The sequence below is a fragment of the Streptomyces sp. NPDC046881 genome (genome assembly GCF_040645015.1).
GTDB lineage: Bacteria > Actinomycetota > Actinomycetes > Streptomycetales > Streptomycetaceae > Streptomyces.
In genome coordinates this window covers 1-18,810 of the sequence record NZ_JBEYXJ010000135.1, presented here as the reverse complement: position 1 = coordinate 18,810, position 18,810 = coordinate 1, and the positions used below count along the sequence as shown (strand labels likewise).

Annotated in this window: 18 protein-coding genes and 1 pseudogene; 10 read left to right on the top strand and 9 right to left on the bottom strand. The window is 68.6% G+C overall.

Translation table 11 applies throughout. The features are described from left to right. Nucleotides 1-170 precede the first annotated feature (170 nt). Nucleotides 171-1,634 (bottom strand): sulfatase, encoded by a 1,464-nt coding sequence (locus ABZ923_RS36975; RefSeq protein WP_361481294.1) that lies wholly within the window; start codon nt 1,632-1,634, stop codon nt 171-173. Between the two features lie 228 nt (nt 1,635-1,862). On the opposite strand from ABZ923_RS36975, the gene ABZ923_RS36970 reads away from it, so the two are divergent. From ABZ923_RS36970 to ABZ923_RS36955, 4 genes are all read left to right on the top strand, one after another. Beyond that, nucleotides 1,863-2,741 (top strand): AraC family transcriptional regulator, encoded by an 879-nt coding sequence (locus tag ABZ923_RS36970; protein ID WP_361481291.1) that lies wholly within the window; start codon nt 1,863-1,865, stop codon nt 2,739-2,741. 49 nt (nt 2,742-2,790) lie between these two features. Next, nucleotides 2,791-3,507: a response regulator transcription factor gene (locus tag ABZ923_RS36965; protein WP_361481288.1), complete on the top strand. Its 717-nt coding sequence runs from the start codon at nt 2,791-2,793 to the stop codon at nt 3,505-3,507. Further along, nucleotides 3,504-5,003, top strand: coding sequence for a HAMP domain-containing sensor histidine kinase (locus tag ABZ923_RS36960; protein ID WP_361481285.1), 1,500 nt, complete (start codon nt 3,504-3,506; stop codon nt 5,001-5,003). The genes ABZ923_RS36965 and ABZ923_RS36960 overlap by 4 nt, the downstream gene beginning before the upstream one ends. A 251-nt stretch (nt 5,004-5,254) precedes the next feature. After that, nucleotides 5,255-6,103, top strand: coding sequence for a hypothetical protein (locus ABZ923_RS36955; protein ID WP_361481282.1), 849 nt, complete (start codon nt 5,255-5,257; stop codon nt 6,101-6,103). A gap of 52 nt (nt 6,104-6,155) precedes the next feature. Here the strand turns inward: ABZ923_RS36955 and ABZ923_RS36950 are convergent, their stop codons facing one another. Beyond that, nucleotides 6,156-7,295 carry a helix-turn-helix domain-containing protein gene (locus ABZ923_RS36950; RefSeq protein ID WP_361481279.1) on the bottom strand — a complete coding sequence of 380 codons (1,140 nt, stop codon included), beginning with the start codon at nt 7,293-7,295 and terminating at the stop codon, nt 6,156-6,158. Nucleotides 7,296-7,382: 87 nt separating this feature from the next. Here ABZ923_RS36950 and ABZ923_RS36945 point away from each other — a divergent pair, with 87 nt between their 5' ends. Together ABZ923_RS36945 and ABZ923_RS36940 are read left to right on the top strand one after the other, a co-directional pair. After that, nucleotides 7,383-8,438, top strand: coding sequence for a ferredoxin reductase (locus ABZ923_RS36945; RefSeq protein WP_361481276.1), 1,056 nt, complete (start codon nt 7,383-7,385; stop codon nt 8,436-8,438). Between the two features lie 7 nt (nt 8,439-8,445). Further along, complete coding sequence (locus ABZ923_RS36940; protein ID WP_361481273.1) at nt 8,446-9,564, top strand: acyl-CoA desaturase; 1,119 nt, start codon at nt 8,446-8,448, stop codon at nt 9,562-9,564. 18 nt (nt 9,565-9,582) lie between these two features. Here the strand turns inward: ABZ923_RS36940 and ABZ923_RS36935 are convergent, their stop codons facing one another. The 3 genes from ABZ923_RS36935 to ABZ923_RS36925 all read right to left on the bottom strand — a co-directional run bounded on the left by ABZ923_RS36935 (nt 9,583) and on the right by ABZ923_RS36925 (nt 11,009). Beyond that, a complete protein-coding gene (locus ABZ923_RS36935) occupies nt 9,583-10,044 on the bottom strand; it encodes a hypothetical protein (RefSeq protein WP_361481270.1) in 462 nt (153 codons plus the stop codon). 176 nt (nt 10,045-10,220) lie between these two features. Next, entirely contained in the window at nt 10,221-10,664 is a 444-nt protein-coding gene (locus ABZ923_RS36930) for a hypothetical protein (RefSeq protein ID WP_361481268.1), read from the bottom strand. Between the two features lie 45 nt (nt 10,665-10,709). Continuing rightward, entirely contained in the window at nt 10,710-11,009 is a 300-nt protein-coding gene (locus ABZ923_RS36925) for a DUF1330 domain-containing protein (RefSeq protein WP_361481265.1), read from the bottom strand. 159 nt (nt 11,010-11,168) lie between these two features. On the opposite strand from ABZ923_RS36925, the gene ABZ923_RS36920 reads away from it, so the two are divergent. Continuing rightward, nucleotides 11,169-12,119: an AraC family transcriptional regulator gene (locus tag ABZ923_RS36920; protein WP_361481262.1), complete on the top strand. Its 951-nt coding sequence runs from the start codon at nt 11,169-11,171 to the stop codon at nt 12,117-12,119. Here the strand turns inward: ABZ923_RS36920 and ABZ923_RS36915 are convergent. Next, nucleotides 12,116-12,706 carry a transposase gene (locus ABZ923_RS36915; protein ID WP_361481259.1) on the bottom strand — a complete coding sequence of 197 codons (591 nt, stop codon included), beginning with the start codon at nt 12,704-12,706 and terminating at the stop codon, nt 12,116-12,118. The genes ABZ923_RS36920 and ABZ923_RS36915 overlap by 4 nt on opposite strands. Before the next feature lie 132 nt (nt 12,707-12,838). On the opposite strand from ABZ923_RS36915, the gene ABZ923_RS36910 reads away from it, so the two are divergent. Beyond that, entirely contained in the window at nt 12,839-13,090 is a 252-nt protein-coding gene (locus ABZ923_RS36910; protein ID WP_361481256.1) for a hypothetical protein, read from the top strand. Between the two features lie 111 nt (nt 13,091-13,201). On the opposite strand, the gene ABZ923_RS36905 is transcribed toward ABZ923_RS36910, so the two are convergent. Then, nucleotides 13,202-14,293 carry a lipocalin-like domain-containing protein gene (locus tag ABZ923_RS36905; RefSeq protein ID WP_361481253.1) on the bottom strand — a complete coding sequence of 364 codons (1,092 nt, stop codon included), beginning with the start codon at nt 14,291-14,293 and terminating at the stop codon, nt 13,202-13,204. Between the two features lie 68 nt (nt 14,294-14,361). Continuing rightward, nucleotides 14,362-15,183 carry a crotonase/enoyl-CoA hydratase family protein gene (locus ABZ923_RS36900; RefSeq protein ID WP_361481251.1) on the bottom strand — a complete coding sequence of 274 codons (822 nt, stop codon included), beginning with the start codon at nt 15,181-15,183 and terminating at the stop codon, nt 14,362-14,364. Between the two features lie 60 nt (nt 15,184-15,243). Here ABZ923_RS36900 and ABZ923_RS36895 point away from each other — a divergent pair, with 60 nt between their 5' ends. Together ABZ923_RS36895 and ABZ923_RS36890 are read left to right on the top strand one after the other, a co-directional pair. Beyond that, complete coding sequence (locus tag ABZ923_RS36895; protein WP_361481248.1) at nt 15,244-16,200, top strand: helix-turn-helix domain-containing protein; 957 nt, start codon at nt 15,244-15,246, stop codon at nt 16,198-16,200. Nucleotides 16,201-16,295: 95 nt separating this feature from the next. Beyond that, nucleotides 16,296-16,394: pseudogene (locus ABZ923_RS36890) on the top strand (IS982 family transposase); the annotation flags it as partial. Between the two features lie 917 nt (nt 16,395-17,311). Here the strand turns inward: ABZ923_RS36890 and ABZ923_RS36885 are convergent. Beyond that, nucleotides 17,312-18,810, bottom strand: a 1,499-nt coding sequence (locus ABZ923_RS36885) for a ribonuclease J (protein ID WP_361481245.1), incomplete at its 5' end; no start/stop codon positions are given.

The window sequence follows — 18,810 nt, the reverse complement described above, 5'->3', positions numbered from 1 at the left end:
CGCTCCCTCTGGGGGGGGGGGGGGGGGGGGCGCTCGACTTCAACCATGCTTATTTACCAATCTGCTTGGATTTTTTTTACGAAACTGGGGGGGGCAACGGGGCGCGGGGCCCCCCGCCCCCGCGGTGCCCTGGCCGCGGCGGGCGGCCAGGGCACCCATGGGAAGCCCTGCTACGGGTGTCCGGCGCTCCAGCAGCCGTCGCCGTGGCAGTTCTTCAGCCCGGTCAGCGCGTTGTGCAGCTTGGCCAGGCGGACCTGGCTCAGCTGTCCGGCGATGTTGTGCAGCTCGTCGGGGTCGGTGCCCAGGTCGTAGTACTCCTTCGCGCCGCTGTCGTACTCGACGTAGGTGTAGGAGTTGGTGCGCATGGCGTGGTAGTTCGGCGGGCTGACGCTCTCGGTGCCGTGGTTGTCCGGGTCGTCATGAGCCGGCTTGGCGTGGCGGTGCTCGATCAGGTTGGCCGTGCGCCAGCCCGCGTCCGAGCCGCCGTCCAGGAGGGGGAGCATGCTGTGCCCGTCCACCTTGGACGACACCGCGGCGCCGCCGATCTTCTCGAAGGTGGGCGCCAAGTCGATGTTCGACACCTGGGCGTGGCTCGTCCGTCCGGCCGCGACACCGGGTCCTGCGATCACCAGCGGCACGCGGACGTCGGTGTCGAAGGCCGTCTGCTTGCCCGCCTTGAGCCGGTACTCACCGAGGTGGAAGCCGTTGTCGGAGCTGAAGACGACGTAGGTGTTGTCGGCGACGTGGGCGCTGGTCAGGCTCTGGCGCAGCTTGCCGAGCATCTTGTCGACCGCCTGGAGCGACTGTGCGCGCTTGCGGAACTTCTTGTCGATCGCGGTCTTCTCGCTCTGGGTCAACGGGTTCTGCCGGGCCAGCCACGGCGGCGCGTTGGTCGGGAGCTTGTCGAAGGCGGGACCCTGCGGCGCCTTCAGGCCGGGGAAGTCCTTCTTGTCCCGGCGGGCCGGCGTGGACGGACCGTGCGGTGTGAAGAGGGCAACCTCCAGCATGAACGGCTTGTTCGCCGCCGCGGACTTCTTGATGAACGACTGACCCTTCTCGCTCAGGACGTCGGTCAGATAGTCCTTGGTCTTGTCGCCGTGGGGTTCCATCTTGTGGTTGTGGGCGAGCTTGTAGTTGTACTCCGGGTAGCCGTTGCCGACGACGTCCCACTGGCTCCACCCCTGCGGCACGTACGGCTGCTGGCCGTCGACCGTGGACTTGGGGTCGTAACCGTTGAGGTACTTGCCCATCATCGCGGTGCGGTAGCCCTTGGCCTTCAGGGCGGCGGCGAAGGTGTCCTTCTCCAGGCCGTTGTCGTGGAAGGCCTTGAAGCCGCCGTCGGACCCTGCCGTGTTGCTGAGGACGCCCGTGTTGTGCGGGTACTCACCGGTGAAGATGGACGAACGGGACGGGCAGCAGAGCGAGTTGCTGACCACGAAGTCGCTGAACGACGTGCCCTGTGACTGGAGCTTCTGCACCTCGGGCATGTACGGGAGCAGGTTTGTGGACATGTCGTCGGTGAGTACGAAGACGATGTTCGGTTTGGCCGCTGCCGTGGCCGCGGCCGGCTTCACGGTGGGGGCGGTGGCGTGGGCTGTCGCCGCGCTCATTCCGCTCTGAGCGGCGAACACCATCGCCGCCAAGCCAGCTGCAAGTGTCAGCAATTGACGAGTGCGAATCATGCTGGGAGCGTGGCAGCAGGAATCCGCCCCGGTCAATATCAGATTGCCTCCCGCCGAATTATTCCGTGCTCAGGCCAATTAATCCGGACCAGTCGCCTTGCGGCAGCCTCTGCTTCCCCTGCACTCTATACACGACACCTGCATCGAGAGCCATGGAACCGCACGAGAGGAAACCGGGCGTTGGAGGTAACCAGCGGGGTGGGGAGCAAAGCATGGAACTCCCTGCACGTGTGGAAGCAAACGTTCAAGAAGGGCGTCCACACGCTCCATCTGCCGTCGTCTTCAGGAATCAAACTGAATGCCCATCTGAGCGGGCTTCTGGAAATTCGTGAAGGTCACGGCACACGGACAGGGAAAGAGTCGTTCCCACTTCCCGACGACGTGTGCATCATTCCCCCGGGGCTGAGCCGGACGCTGGTCGTGGCACCGACCGGTGACGAGCCCGTGACGATCGCCACCCTCACCCTCCCGGTCGACACGCTGCGCCGGTTCATCACCGAGGAGGACCTGCGGTCACGCCTCCCATATCTGTCGGATCCGCACCCGGTGACGCGGTTCGACCCGCTCCTCGCGGCCATGGTGAAGGCGGTGGCGGCCGCGAGCGCGGTCGGCGCTGACGACCTGTACGCGCAGTCGGCGGCACAGTTCATCGCCGCCCACCTGCTCGCGCCGCACTCGTCCGGTTCGGGCAGGACAGCCGGTCTGCTGAGCTCAGGGCAGCTCGAGACGATTCTGTCCTATATGCGGGCCAACCTCGAACAACCGGTTTCGGTCGGCGACCTTGCGTCCCTGGTCTCCTTCAGCCGTTTCCACTTCGTACGCTGTTTCAAGGCCACCACCGGATTCACCCCGTACCGCTATCTCACCGAACTCCGGATCGACCTGGCCCGCAAGTATCTCGAGACCGGCGACGACACCATCGCCCGTATAGGACGGCGCTGCGGATTCTCCGGTTCCGAGCACTTCTCGCGGAGCTTCCGCCGCATCATGGGATGCACGCCGTCGCAGTACCGGACGAGGCACTCCTGCGGTCTCGGGCAGAGCCTGCCCGTGCTTTGATCGGTCTCCTATGGGCAAGCTCGTTCGACGCGGTGAAACCGAGGTGTGCATGGCAGGCAAGGCCGGGCGGGTGCTGGTGGTCGACGACGACGCGGCGATACGGCGGTCACTGGCACGGGGGCTGAGGCTGAGCGGATTCACGGTGACGGTCGCGGACGGCGGTCACACCGGTCTGGCGGAGGCCCGCGTCGGCCGCCCTGACATCGTCGTCCTGGACGTCAGCATGCCCGATCTCAGCGGCATCGACGTGTGCCGGGCCCTGCGCGACGACGGCGACGACGTACCCGTGCTGATGCTCTCCGCGCTGGACGAGACGGCCGACCGGGTGGCGGGCCTACAGGCGGGCGGGGACGACTACCTGGTCAAGCCGTTCGCACTCCAGGAGTTGGTCCTGCGGCTGCACGCCCTGCTGCGCCGCCGCCCGCCGACCGCCACCGCCCCCCTCCGCGTCGGCGGCCTCGTCCTCGACCCGGCCGCCCACCAGGCCGTTCTGGACGACCGGCCACTGCAACTGACCCGGCGCGAGTTCGCGTTGCTGGAGATCCTGGCCCGCAACGCGGGCATCGTGCTCACCCGCGAGCAACTGCTGGACTGGGTCTGGGGATACGACTTCCAGGTCCGCAGTGACGCCGTCGACACCTTCGTCAGCTATCTGCGGCGCAAGCTGGAGGCAGACGGCCGGCCCCGGATGGTACACACCGTGCGCGGGGTCGGTTTCGTCCTGCGCGCGGACCGCCAGATCCCGCACATCGAGGGCACGCAGTGAAACTGTCCACCCGTATCGCGCTCGCGGTCGGCGTGAGCGTGCCCGTACTGGTCCTCGCTTCCGGCTGGCTGCTGCTGCACCTGGTCAGCAGCGACCTGCGCACGCACCAGAACGACCAACTACGCGCCCGCGCGACGGTCGTCGCCCAGAACGCCAAGGCGTATCTGGACGTGGCCGGGACCGACCACCCGCTCCTGAAGCAGGTCCGCCGACGCCGGCTGATCAACTCCGCCCGGGATGTAGGCGTCCGGCTGAAGGGGCCGCAGGACACGATCTCGGCCGGCCCGCAGCCCGAGCCGAGCCCCACGCTGCCCCGCAACGCCCCGACGCCCGTCACCGTGACCTCCGGCGGCAAGGACTGGCTCGTCCTGTCACTGTGCGTCGGTGCCGCGGCGAAAGAGAGCAACACCCCGAATCTGTGGCTGCTGTCACCGGACACGGCCGAGGACGAACTGGCGCTGGTGCGCCAACGGGTACTGACCGGTGCGCTGGTGGCCGCCGCACTGGCCGGTGCCACCGCCTGGGCCATCGCCGCCCGGGCGGTTCTTCCGCTACGGCGGCTTCAGCGGCGTACCAGTGGACTGGACCCCAGGACCAGCACCGTACGTCTGGAGCACACGCCGACCCGGGTCACCGAGGTGGACGACCTGGCGTACACGCTGCAGACCGTGCTCGCCCGCTACGACGAGCAGGTCGCGCGCACCGAGGAGGCGCTGGCCACCGCCCGCGCGTTCGCCGCGACCGCCTCCCACGAGCTGCGCACCCCGCTGATGAGCATGCGCACCAACCTCGACATCCTCACCGACCACCCCGGCCTCGACCCCGAGGACCGGGCGGAGGTGCTCGGGGACCTCGGGCGCGAACACACCCGGCTGCTCGGGCTGCTGGTGATGCTGAAGGCGCTCGCACAGGGCGACCTGATCGAGGCGGACGCGTTCTCGCCACTGGACCTCGGGGAGCTCGTGGAGGCGTCGGTCTCCGACCTGCGGCGCACCCGCCCCGACGCCGAAGTGTCCGTACGCACCACCGCGGGGGTGCGTGTCGACGGCTGGGAGCAGGGTCTGCGCTCGGCGGTGGACAATCTGCTGACCAACGCCTGGACCCACGGCCGCGCCGAAGACGGCGTCGCCCGCATCGAGGTGACCCTGCGCCCGCCGCTCGGTGGGCGTGAGGCGACCGCGGTGCTCGTGGTGGACGACCACGGCCGCGGCATCCCTCCCGAAAACCGCGAGGAGATCTTCCAGCGTTTCCACCGCGGCCCCGACAGCCCCGGCTCCGGCCTGGGCCTCACCCTGGTTGCCCAGCAAGCCGCCCTCCACGGCGGCCACATCACCGTGTCGGACCGCCCTGACGGCCGGCCCGGCACACGCTTCGAGCTCCACCTGCCGGCCACGGGCGTCCAGGACATGGAGTACACCCTGCCGCTGCTGCACCGCGACTGGCTGACCCGAACCCCCGAACAGGCCCCGCCGGGCCTGTTCACCAAGCGCACCTAGGTTTACGTTCCGCTAGGGTCGATATCCGCTTTCCTCCCTGTCGAATTATTCCCCTCCAGTGCCAATTAATCCGGCGGCGGTCGCCTTGCGGCTGTCGCCGGTACGCCCGCATTCTGACCTGGCGTCCCTGTCTCCTTCCGAACTCTGCAGCGGCCTCGCATGCAATTAACTCTCAGCGATGCGGATGCAAAGGATCTGGTATGAGTACTGAATTGCGAGAAACTCCCGCGGCCGCCTGCGACGAGGAGTGGGTGGAGCGGGCCCGCACCGCGGCACGAACGTTGGCGGCGAACGCCGCACGGACGGAGCATGATCTGCGTCCGGCCGCGGATTCCCTGGCGGTGGCATGGCGGGCCGGACTGTTCGCGGCCTTGAAGACCGTGTGCTCGTCGGTGTTCCCCGAGGCCGCCCGCGAGGTTCTGTTCGCCGACCCCGACGCGATCATCAGCGGTTCCACCACACCGCTGAGGGCCCTGGGCGAGCGGACCGATTACGGTTTCAGCGTCTCGGGGCGGTGGCAGGCCGTCGCCGGCTGTGAGGACTCGGCGTGGGCGGTCCTCGCGGTACCCGTGCACGCCGAGGACCAACCCGCCCTGTATTGTCCGGCGTTGATCTCGACCAGGGACCTCTCCGTCGAACGCGACCGGCCCGTCACCGGCATGGCCGGAACGGGCAGTCACACGCTCGTGGCCCAGGACGTGGCGGTACCCCCTGCCTACGTGGTGTTCCCCACCGCCGAAGCGGACCGGGCCCCCGGCTTCCCCGCCGCTTCGACGGCACTGCTCGGCATCGCCGTCGTCATGCTCGCCCCGCTGCTCGGAGCCGCACGCGGCGCCCACCACGCGATGGAGAAAGTGTCGGTGGGCGTCGACGCCCTCACGTCGGCCGTCCATCACCCACCGTCCCGGCCGTGGCTCACCACCGCCTGCCGGCTCCTCGACTCAGCGACAAGCCGCGTTCTGCGCGTAGCGGATGCCCTCGACGACCGGCTCCATCAGCTCCATGCTCCTGCGAACTCCGTGTTCCGATCGGGCTGCTGCACGAGCCACGTTTCATCCAGACCACCACCCGCCTGTACCCGGGCGAATCCCTGCTGTTGACCGAGCAGGATGCCGGGATCCGCCGGGAGTCCGTGGACGGTCGAAGTACGCGTCAACTGGCCCGAAGACCGACCGCCAGCGTCAGTTCAAGGACCCGGTGTGGCGATGCGAGATCCGGAAACAGCTCCCGCAACTGCGACATCCGGTACCGGACTGTCTGGGGATGGACGAACAACGCCGCCGCCACCTCGTCCCGCCTGCCCTGGTGCAGCAGCCACGCCCGCAACGTCTCCTCCAGCCGCCGTGCGGTCGCGACAGGCAAGGTGCGCAACGGTGCGAGGGCTCGGGCACGCAGGTCTGCGTACGCGTCCACGTCGGCGCTCAGCACCAGCTCGGGCAGGTGGTCCTCGGTGTCGCAGATATCAGATGAGAGGGAGCGCGCGCGTAGGGCTCGTGCGTACGAGGCGGACGCACGGGTCCATGGCCGGGCCGGGCCGATCACGGCGGTGCGGTCGGTCAACTGCCGCAGGAGATGTGATCGGTCGGCATCGGGGACGAGCAGCACGCCGGTGGCGTCCGGCAGATCGTCGAGGACGAGGGTGCTCGGGTCGAGCGCGCGGTAGGCAGGCCGGGCCTGGGCGGCGGGCAGCAGGACGGCCGTCAGCGAATCCGGTGGCTGCCATCCGGCCCGTTGAGCAGAGGCCAGCAGCACGTCCGGGCTCGCGCCGGCGAGGAGGTCGCGGGCCAGGTGTTCCAGGTGGCGCTCGTGGGCCCTGCCCCGGGCGGCCAGTTCGTCGGCGTGGCCCGCGGCGCTCGCGGCGGAGAGCTCGTCGATGTAGGCGAAGGTCAGCTCGGCGAACTTGGCGACCTCGGCGGCGGGCAGACCTGCGGACACGGCGCCCGCTGCCAGGCATCGCCAGGCCACGCGGGCGCCGACGCGGTAGGCGCTGAGCAGGGCGTCCATCGAACGGCCGTCGCGCACCTCGCCGCGGCCCAGTTCGTAGGCCGCGTCACCGCCGTCGCCGCCCGTGGCGTTCCCGCTCGCGAGGTCCAGGTAGTGCCCGAGGGCGGTGCGAACGGCTCGGCGGATGGTGCCGCCCATGCTGCCCGAAAGGGCGTTGGCGTAGGGAGGGACCTCGTCGATGATCGCCTGGACGACCTCGTCGGCGGTGGTCTTCAGCGCAGCCCGAAGTGCGGTGACCGTCGTCTCATCCAGGGCCAGTTCGCTGGCCCTCTGGGTTACACGACTCACGTTTTTATTCCCTGCGAACAATTCCACCCACCAGATTCACGTCCTACGGTCAGGACTTTACGCCCTGAGACGCAGCAAGCTGGAGTCATGACGAGTGCAGCCCTTCGCAGCAGGGCGTGGAAACTGCTGGAGATGGTCACGACGCCGCTGCTGCCGTCGGACTACCTCGACCTGGTCAGCCCACTACGTGCGGGCGCTGACCTGCGGGGGCGCATCGAGGCCGTGCACCCCGAGACGGATGACGCCGCGACTGTCGTGATCAGGCCGGGACGGGGCTGGCGCGGCCACACAGCCGGTCAGTACGTGCGGATCGGGGTCGACGTCGACGGGGTGCGCCTGTGGCGTGCCTACTCCATCACCTCGCCGACGAACCGTCAGGACGGTCGCGTCACGATCACCGTGAAGGCGATCCCGGACGGCAAGGTCAGCAACCACCTGGTCCGCAGGGCGAAACCGGGCACGCTGATCCAGCTCGACCAGGCGACCGGTGACTTCGTGCTGCCGCAGGCCACGCCCGCCAAGGTGCTCTACCTGACGGCCGGCAGCGGCATCACGCCCGTGATGGGCATGCTGCGCGACATCGAGTTCGACGACGTCGTCATGGTCCACTGCGCGCCACGGCCGCAGGACGTGATCTTCCGCAACGAACTGCACGATCTGGTCGCGGACAAGAAGCTGCGGCTCATCGAGGTGCACACCGCCACAGACGGCATGCTCGACATCGCCCGTCTCGACGAACTCGTGCCCGACTGGGCCGAGCGCGAGACCTGGGCTTGCGGGCCCACGGGCCTGCTCGACGCCGCCGAAGAGCACTGGAGCGGGCACGGCGTCCAAGAGCGCCTGCACACCGAACGCTTCCGCCCCGGCCTCGTCGTCGCCGGCGCCGGCGGCGAGGTCACGTTCAGCGCCACCGGCAAGACCGTCGACGCGGACGGCGCCACGCCGTTGCTGGACGTCGGCGAGGAGGCCGGCGTGCTCATGCCGTCCGGATGCCGTATGGGCATCTGCTTCGGCTGCGTCACGCCGCTCAAGGCGGGCGCCGTCCGAGACCTGCGCACCGGCGAGATCACCGAGGCCGAGCCGGGCGTCCTCATCCAGACCTGTGTGTCCGCCGCGGCGGGCCCTTGCGACATCGAACGGTAGGAGCACTTTGACCGCCATCGACCCCACCGCCCACCTGACGGCGGAGCAAATCGAGGAGCTCGGCCGTGAGCTGGACGCGATCCGCGACGAGGTGATCGCCGGCCGCGGGGAGAAGGACGCCGCCTACATCCGTAAGGTCATCTCGGCGCAGCGCAAGCTGGAGCTGGTCAGCAGGGGCGTGCTGCTGTTCTCGATCTTCCCGCCGGCGTGGCTGCTCGGCACCGCCGGTCTGTCCGTGGCGAAGATCATGGACAACATGGAGATCGGCCACAACGTCCTGCACGGCCAGTGGGACTGGATGCGGGACCCGAAGATCCACTCCACCACCTGGGAGTGGGATCACGTCTCGCCGGCCGACCAGTGGAAGCACTCGCACAACGAGCTGCACCACACGTACACCAACGTGATCGGCAAGGACAACGACCTCGGCTACGGCATCATGCGCGTCGACGAGGACCAGGAGTGGCACCCGTTCCACCTCGGCCAGCCGCTGTGGAACTTCATCAACGCCTGCTTCTTCGAGTACGGCATCGCAGCTTACGACCTGGAGCTCGGCAAGAACCTGGACAAGCGCCGCCGCAAGAACCCGGAGTTCCGCGCGCGGGCCAAGGCCGTGGGCCGCAAGATCCGCAAGCAGGTGCTCAAGGACTACGTGATCCACCCGCTGCTGTCGGGCCCGTCGTTCCTCCCCACGCTCGCCGCCACGTTCACCGCGAACCTGGTCCGCAACATCTGGTCCCACTCCGTGATCATGTGCGGGCACTTCCCCGAGGGCGTCCAGGTCTTCGAGCGCCGGTCGATCAAGGGCGAGACGCGCGGCCAGTGGTACCTGCGCCAGATGATGGGCTCGGCGAACATCAGCGGCAGCAGGGCCATGCACTTCATGACGGGCAACCTGTCGCACCAGATCGAGCACCACCTGTTCCCGGACCTGCCGAGCAACCGGTACGCCGAGGTCGCGGTGAAGGTGCGCGCGCTGTTCGAGAAGTACGAGCTGGAATACGTCACCGGACCGCTGCCCAAGCAGGTGTTCTCCGCGTGGCGCAAGGTCTTCCGGCTCTCGCTGCCGAACAAGAAGCCCGAGGTCAAGACGCCGGACCGTGAGCAGGAGCTCGTCGCCGCCTGATGGTTACAAGCGCCTGGCTCACGAACCCGAGGTCAGGCGCCCCTGTCCGCAGGCTCCAGAATCGCCACGCACTCCACGTGACGCGTCATCGGAAAGGTGTCGGCCTGAGCAAGCCGCAGAAAAGGCCAGGTGAGAGGCGCTTTCTCGGCTCGCTGTGCAGCTCGAAGGCGCCCAGAGCGTCAAACGAGCGTCACGGCGGACAGTCCTTGCTGCTCCCGGGGCCGACGGTCGTGCACCGTCGGCCCCGGTGATCTCCAGCGCGATCCGTCCGGTGTACGGGTCCCTCTCGTCGTCGACCGCCGGAATCGTTTCGCCGAGGTAGTCGGCGAAAGGCGTCTCGCCGTGGATCGCGGCCGCCTCGACGCGGCCCGACTCCGCCATGTCGTAGCCCGCGCCGGGGGCCGACCGCTCGACGATCAAGCACCAGTCGGACCCGGTCGTCGCATGGGTGGAGACCTGCTCGCTGTCGATCAGCCACACGTCCAACGGGTGGGACGGACCCTCTGGGCCGTATAGGTGCCACGAAGCGACTAGCTGCTCAAGGCGCCGTCCGACCAGGTACGCAGGACGCACGCCGGCTCCGTGCAACGGGCACCCTTCCAGTCCAGTTCCTTCGCCCCCACCGGACGACCGTACCCGCCAGGCGAAGCCCTGGATCAGCCGGGTGCGCAGAAGGCGGTGCCGTGCAGGGACGCGCCGGCCATGCCGGAGTGGTACTGGGCGAGGCTGTCCCACCCGCAGACCTGCACGGCGAGGGTGCTTCCGGATACCCGGATGTAACGGCTGCCGTGGAGGTCGATGCCCTTGCGGTCCTTACCGCCCACGATGTTGATGTCTATCCATGTCCGGTCTCCCGGCTTGTAGGCCACGCCTTCCCGGAAGGACGTGAACGCCGGTTTGTTGCCGCTGCACGCGGCTCCCTTGTTGCCGCTGGTGTCGGACAGGAGGCAGTAGTCGGCGACGAAGAGGGTCTCCCGCACGTCGATCATGATGTTGTAGCCGCCTGCGGCGTTTGCGGGCGGTGCCGTGGCCGCCGTGCCCGAGAGCAGGCCGACGGTCGCCGCTCCGGCCATGGCGAGTCGTCTGATGGTTCGCAGCATGATGTTTCCGCTCCTTGTGGGAAGGGGTCGATGTCGCGGTGCGGGTCACCGCCCCGGCCGGGCGGCTTCCCCTACGACGACGCCAACGGTGGAGTGGCGACGGCGCAGTGCCTTCAGCGGCTGGTATTCCGGGGCGTCCCAGAACGCGCGGACCGCTTCCTTGCTGGGGAATTCGTGGATCACGAGGGTCGGGGGGCGCCAGTCCCCCTCCAGGGTCAGGCAGTCGTCGTCGACGAGCAGATTGCGTGCTCCGGCCTTTTCGATCAGCGGGGTCACGGCATCGACGTACCGCTGGAAGCCTGCGGCGTCGTCGACGTCCAGATCGATCACTACGTACGCGGTCATGGGTTCAGCTCCTCCAGGGGGCTGTCGGTGGGCGGTGATGCGACCGTACGGCGCACGGAGAAGCCGCCTCCATACGTCATGCGTCTGCGAACATGCGTCATCGTCCGGTCCCGCCGGGACGCGCCGTGGCTGCGCGTAAACGTGCGGTAGATTCGCGAAATGGATGTGCTGAGCGATGTGGTGGCGACGATGAAGACCGGCCGCGCCAAGATCACGCGCTCCCGGCGCTCCGGCCGGTGGGGGAACCGCTTCGGCCCGTACCCGGGAGCCGGATTCCACATCGTGCTCGACGGAGACTGCTGGCTGATACCTCCGGAGGGCGACCCGTCGCGGCTGGCGGCCGGCGATGTCGTCTTCCTGCCGCACGGTGCGGCCCACGGGGTCAGTGACAGTCCCGGCCGGACGCTGGACGAGCTGCCCCCGGACCGGACCGAGCCGCACGGGCCGGACCTGGTCACGGACGTCGGCGACACGGACGTCGGCGACGAGGAGCCGGCCGACGGCCGGACGCTCCTGCTGTGCGGCGCCTACCGGCTCAACCGGGAAGTGGTCCACCCCTTCCTGCGCAGCCTGCCTCAGGTCATCCACCATCCCGCGACCCCTGACCGGCAGTCTCAGCTCGGCTCGGCGGTCGAACTGCTCAGCCAGGACGCCGTACGGGGCCGGGCAGGATCGGACGCGGCGCTTCCGGCGCTGCTGGACCTGCTCCTGGTGTACGTCCTGCGCGCGTGGCTGGAGCAGCAGTGCCCGGAGGGGAACGGGGGCTGGTGCGCGGCCCTCAAGGATCCCGCCGTCGCCGCCGCGCTCGACCGGATGCACCGCGATCCGGCTCGTGCCTGGAGTGTGCAGAGCCTGGCCGCGTCGGTCGGCCTGTCCCGTACGAGTTTCACGACGCGGTTCGGCTCCTACGTCGGCCAGTCGCCGATGGCCTACCTCACCTGGTGGCGGCTGAGCAGCGCGGCGCGCATCCTGCGCGAGGGCGACGCGCCGCTGGCGGCCGTCGCACGCCAGGTGGGCTACGGGTCGGAGTTCGCCTTCGCGAACGCCTTCAAGCGGGAATTCGGTACCGCGCCGGGCGCCTTCCGCAAAGCCGGTTCCGCACCCCGCTAACTTGACTCTGTCGGGGATCCTGGTGTCGGCGGAGTCAACTGCCCAGAGTTCGCCAGGACTTCGGCCGAGGGTTCTCGCGCTGGTCGAGGTAGTTCTGGAAGGCAGTCGGCTGGCGGGGTGTGGGGGGCTTCCTCAGCCGGTGACAGTCCGCCGAGGCGCTCGACGTTGACGGCGATGGCCGTCAACACGTACTGAACGTGGACCTTTCCCTGTCCTCGGTAGCGGCAGCGCCGCATGCCGTGTCCGTGGGCGAACTCGTTGACCGTGCCTTCCACTCCGGAGCGAACCGCGTATCGGGCCTTCCACTCGGGCGTCTGCTGTTCGGCGCGGACGAGGAGTTGCAGGTCACGTAGCTCGCGCGGGGGAAAGCCCACGGTGCGGGCGCTGTCGGCGGTGCTGGTGCACTGCGTGCGTGCGGGGCAGGGACGGTACTGGCTCTTGGTGAGCCGTGCCACGATCAGCGGGGCCGCGGTGGGCGAGGAGGTCGGGTAGGGGCCGTGCCGGCCCGCGCTGATCTGCCCGCCGTGGGATACCAGTCCGCGAAGTCCTCGTCGCGCCACAGTCCGTCCAGCCGGTCCCGCACCCATATCGCCGTCGTGCCACCTGGGTTGCTCGCCCGCGCGACCCGCGCGGTCAGAGGCGGAACCTGCTCAATGGAACGGGGGCGCAGGGACAACGGGCACCTCGACAGCTGCATCGGTCGGCGGAACTACCCGAGCGTGCCCGTCGACCATGCTGCCGCACCGGAGAACTCCAAGATCCCCGACAGAGTCAAGTCAGGCGCGTGCCACGCGCTGGACGTCCCCTTCGTCTTCGACAACCTGGCCGACCCATCCTTCGCGACCACCGGTGATCCCGGCTGGCCCGCCTACAACGCTCCGCAGCGGACCGCCCGCCGCTTCGCGTCGACGGCGGCCTCCGGTCACGACCCGCGCCGCGGCCTTCGGACCCTGTGGGACGGTCTGCGCTGAGGGCGCGCGCCGTCCGCCTTCGCGCGGCCGGACTTCACGCCTTCACGCCGTACGAGGTGGCGAATTTCGGGGCAGGGCGGCGTACTCGCCGAACAGCGCCCGACGTCGTACTCATGCCTGGTGCCCGATGGCCGGGATGTGCTCCGATACGGTCAGCTGATCGCTCTCGTCGGTCGACTTCCCGGCCGTGAAGTGGAGCAGCTCCCAGAGCGTCCGGTCCTGAACGGTCTCGGCGCTGCGGGGTCCGTTGCGGTTCAGGGAGACGGTTCCCAGGAACCTGTGGTACGACCCGGCCTCGCCGAAGTCGAGCAGGAAGGCGTCCTGCTCGTGCTGGAAGGTCACGGTGTAGGTGTCGGCGTCGTCTGCCACCTGGTATTCGAGATGTGCCCCGACCGGGGCCCGAGTGGTGGGGTGGACCCGGATGTCCCGTGCGGTGAAGGTGACCTCGTCGTCACCCACTGCGGAGACCAGGATCTCGTCATCGTGGGCCACCAGCACCGCGGGCAACTGGGCTTTGTCGTACTGCTCGCGGCTCACGAACATGAGGGTGACGACGGTGTAGGAGCCGATCCTCGCGCGTCCCCAGTACCAGTGGTCGAGCACCCTGCGCGGGGCGATGTTGCCCCAGTTGTGGTCGTGGTACCCGCTGCCGGTGAGATGCCGGGTGGTGCCGTCGACGGTCAGGGTGCCGTTCACGGATCCCCGGGCCACGACGGGCAGCCAGGCGATGTAGTGCTCCTCGCGCGCCCCGAAGAAGGCGTGGCCGGTGGCCGGACGCCAAGGCGGCACCTGCGCGGTGAGTTGCAGGTCGAGGACGACGTCGTCGATCTCGACGTGGATGACGTACTCGCCGTCTCTTCCACGGAAGGTGTTTCGTCCGATGACGACGTCACAGCGCTCGGAAGAGGCCGAGAACGCGATCGGCTCAGCGGTGCAGGTCTTGTCCGTCCTGGTGCCGTCAGGGCGGGTGAGGGTGAGCAGGACGAAGGGTGTCAGCGGGGACCTGGGCGAGATGAAGGGGGGCTTGGTGTGGAACTCCACGGTCAGAGTGGAGCCGTCATCGAGGTGGGCATCGCAGTACCACCATTCGAACGTTCCCGCACCGGGGTCGGTGCGCAGCCCGTCCTCCCAGGGCTGGATGACACCGGGGGTGAGGTTCAGCCGCTCGTAGTGCCGCGGCTGGTCCCCTATGAGTGCACGCATGTGGTTCTCCGCTTCTGTGTATACCGGAGCGACGGCCCGCGTCCGTTGGAAGGGCTTGCCCCGGGCTGTCAGATACCCTTGAAGACAGGGGGTCGGCGCTCGATGAGGGAGGCGATGCCTTCCGCGGCATCGGCGGTCGCGAACAGCCGCGGCCCGACGTCGTTGCGCAGGCTGGCGCCGGACGTCTCGATGTGTGCGGCCAGTACGGCTCGTGCGTCGGCCAGGGTGGCCTGCACAGCAAGCGGTGCCTGGGCGGCGATGCGGTGGGCCAGCTGCAGGGCCCGACCCAGCTCCTGGCCTGCCGGCACTACTTCCTGCACGATGCCCATGCGCCAGGCTTCCTGGGCATCGAACTGGTCGCCGGTGAGCAGGTAGCGCATGGCGTTGCCCCAGCCGACGCGGTGGGGCAGGCGTATCGTTGCTCCGCCCAGTGCCAGGATGCCGCGTGTGACCTCTTGCTGACCGAAGACCGTGTCGTCTGCTGCGATGCATGTCTCGCTGTTGAGGACGAGTTCCAGGCCCGCGGTGAAACAGCGGCCGTGGACGGCGGTGACGACGGGCTTGGTTGCGGGCGCCCGGTACAGACCCCACGGGTCACGTCCGCCCTCGGGGATGATGCTGTCGTCGCCGACGGCCAGTCTCGGTGCGAGGGAGGCCAGATCGAGTCCTCCGGTGAAATGCTTGCCGTTGCCGTGGACGACCGCGACGCGCAGTTCAGGGTCGTCCGAGAGCCGGGTGAAGGCATGGGACAGGTCCATGATCATGTCTGCGTCGACGGCGTTGGCCTTTTCGGGCCGGTTGAGCGCGATGCGCAGGACAGGGCCGTCCTGCTCGACCAGTACCTTGGCGGAAGCGGTGTGCGAGCCGCTTGCCTGCTGCGTGGGTGCCATGCGGTTCACCGTAGGGAGCACTCTGGTGCCCGATGCGACATTGGCAAGGGAGTTTGCGACATGAAGATCGGTGTGGTGGCGCTCGGCGGATGCTGGGACTCGGGGGTCACTTCTGTGCTTGATGTGCTGCGGACGGCCGATGCTGCCAGGACGCGCGTTGATGCCACGATCCCCGCGCTGGAGTGCACGTTCGTCGCCCCGACGGACGAACCGGTCCGCACGGCGGGTGGCCTGCTGATACCGGCGGGCCGCTTGATCGACGACTGTGTGGCCGCGGCAGATCTGGATCTGCTCCTCGTTCCCGCGCTGGCCGCGCAGAGTCCGGCGACCGTGGTCGATTTCCTGATGCGACAGGACGTCCGAGGGGTACGCACGGCACTGCGGCGCTGGGCGGACTGTGGCGGAGCCCTTGCGGCGGCCTGCACGAGCACTTTCGTTCTCGCCGAGGCGGGACTTCTGGATCAGCGGCAGGCCACCACCACGTGGTGGCTGTCCGATCTCTTCCGGCATCGCTATCCCGCTGTGCGGCTGGACATGTCGCGGATGGTGGTGAGCGATGCCGGCGTCGTCACAGCGGGCGCGGCGTTTGCGCACATCGATCTGGCTCTCGGCATCGTCGCGCAGGTCAGTCCCCGCCTGGCTGCCGAGACCGCCGGCGCTCTGCTCATCGAGGAGCGTCCGACGCCGAGCACCGGGGCGATGTCCGACCATCTCGAGGATCATGATCAGTTGACCAGCGACTTCGAGGCATGGGCGCGTGCGCATCTGCACAGTCCTGTAGGAGTGGCTGACGCGGCGCTGGCTCTCGGGGTCACCCGGCGCACTCTGGAACGTCGTGTCCGGGACCGGCTGGGAACGTCCCCCTACGCCTTCATCCGGTCGCTGCGAGCGGAGCGGGCGGAACATCTCCGTGTCACCACCGCCCTGCCGGCCGCGGACATTGCACGGCAGGTCGGCTACCAGGACGCAACCACGGTGCGTCGACTCCGGGGCGGCAGGCAGCAGTTCCCGAGATGATCAGACGGCCGGGCCGTCGGGGCGATCGATTCGGACTGCGCCGCGCAGCAGCTCGCACCCTGCGGAGCCACCTGCGATCGGAGTGCCTCCTGGCCCGTGTCGGGCAACGCATCCTCACACTGACCGCAGCCATCTGGCACAACCGAGCCAACGGCAGCCCGATCGCCAGGTCACTGATCGCCTACGACCACTGACCAACACTTCGGACTTACTCGTCTAGGGCGTTGCAGTGCCGGAGCACCAGGGCTCACGCCCGACTGGCCGGCCCACCTCGCCGATCAACGAACCGCGACCTCCGCAGCCTTCGCCACCGTCTCCATCTCGGCGGCGCGCCGATGACGTTGGGAGGCGCCGTGCTACGGGCAGAAGAGGCCAAGGACGCCCCGGCGAACCAGGTAGCGCGTCGGCGGTCGCACAGCCGGCGCCGGCCGAAACCTTCGCCTTGGGCCCGACAGCCGATGGGCAAAGGTCGTGACGCTCCACCAGAATCAGCGTCAGACGAGCGTCAAGAGGCTTCCCCAACCGCCCCCACGAGGGGGGGGCGAAGCAAGCCCCACCCACGCCCCGGTACGCGAAAACCGCAGGTCAGACACACGGCGCGCGCCTGCGGAAACGCTTCACGCGGTGGATCCATGAAAACAGGTCCAGCCGCCCCGCCCGGAACCTCAGAAATCAGGGAATCCGCAGGTCAGGGGCCCTTCGCGGCAGGCTCCAGAATCGCCACGCACTCCACGTGACGCGTCATCGGAAACACGTCACAAGGTGTGTGGACGGGAGGAGAATCTGCAGGTCACATGGGGTTTTCCTGCCTTGGGCGCGGGCTGTGAGGCGGCCGGAGCGTCACATGAGCGTCATGTCTGACGGACTTCCTCTCCTCCTCTGGCCGGTACACCGGGCTGTCCGCGTTTCTGATGCCCGTGGCCGTCATGTTGCTGCTCGGGCGGCAGGTCAGCTGCTGGAGGTGCTGCGGGATGCCCGGCGCAGCGCTCGCCACCGGGCCGGCCCGGTGGGCCGGTGGGCCGGTGATGAGGCTGGACATCAGGACCGACTCGTCGCCGGTTTCACCTCGTGCACATCGGCGTCCGCCCCCGGACGCCTGCCCGGGTGTGGCTCAGGCGTCGATGATGACGGGGATGATGAGGGGCTTGCGGCGGTGGGTGCGGAACGCCCAGTTCGCCACGGCCCGGGCGACGAGTTGTTCGAGTTGGCGCGCGTCCCCGACGCCTTCCTCGGCCGCGGTGGCCAGGGTCTTCTCGATGACGGGGATGACCGGCTCGAAGGTGGTGTCGTCGTGGACGAAGCCGCGGGCCAGGAAGTCGGGGGCCTCGGCGAGGGCGCCGGTGTCTGCGTCGACGATCGCCACCACTGTGACCACGCCTTCGGCGGCGAGGGTGAGGCGGTCCTTGAGGGACGCTTCGGTGGCGCCGCCGACTTCCATGCCGTCCACGTAGACGTTGCCGGCGGGGACCTTGCCGGTGATGGACGCCCGCCCGTCGACCAGGTCGACGACGACGCCGTCCTCGGCGATGACGACCCGGTCGGGGTCGACACCGGTACGGATGGCGAGGTCGCCGTTGGCCCGCAGGTGGCGCCATTCGCCGTGCACGGGCATGACGTTGCGGGGCTTGACGATGTTGTAGCAGTAGACGAGTTCGCCGGCGCTGGCGTGTCCGGAGACGTGCACCTTGGCGTTGCCCTTGTGGACCACGTGGGCGCCCCACCGGGTGAGTCCGTTGATCACCCGGTAGATGGCGTTCTCGTTGCCGGGGATGAGGGAGCTGGCGAGCAGGACGGTGTCGTCCTTGCCGATGCGGATCACGTGATCGCGGTTGGCCATCCGTGACAGCGCGGCCATCGGTTCGCCCTGGGAGCCGGTGCACACCAGAGCGATCTTGTGATCCGGGAGCCTCTCCAGCTCCTTCGTGCTCACGACCAGACCGGAGGGGACCTTCAGATAGCCCAGGTCACGGGCGATGCCCATGTTGCGCACCATCGACCGGCCGACGAAGGCGACCTTACGGCCGTGCTGGTGGGCGGCGTCCAGGATCTGTTGGATGCGGTGCACGTGGCTGGCGAAGCTGGAGACGATGACCCGGCGCGGCGCGGTGCGCATCACCTGCTCGATCGCCGGGTTCAGCTCTCGCTCGGAGGTGGTGAAGCCGGGTACTTCGGCGTTGGTGGAGTCGGTGAGGAACAGGTCCACGCCCTCCTCGCCGAGGCGGGCGAAGGCGCGCAGATCGGTGATGCGGTCGTCGAGAGGGAACTGGTCCATCTTGAAGTCGCCGGTGTGCAGCACCATCCCGGCCCGGGTGCGGATCGCGACCGCGAGGCTGTCGGGGATGGAGTGGTTGACCGCCACGAACTCGCAGTCGAAGGGCCCGAAGCCACGCCGGTCGCCCTCCCGTACCCGCACCGTGCGCGGCCGGATGCCGTGTTCCTTGAGCTTGGCCTCCAGGAACGCCAGCGTCAGCTTGGAGCCGACGACGGGAATGTCGGACCGCTCGCGCAGCAGGTACGGCACGCCGCCGATGTGGTCCTCGTGGCCGTGGGTGAGATGGACGTCCTCGCGGCCGGTTCGGGCACGGCGGAACTGGAGAACGGCCACCGCGT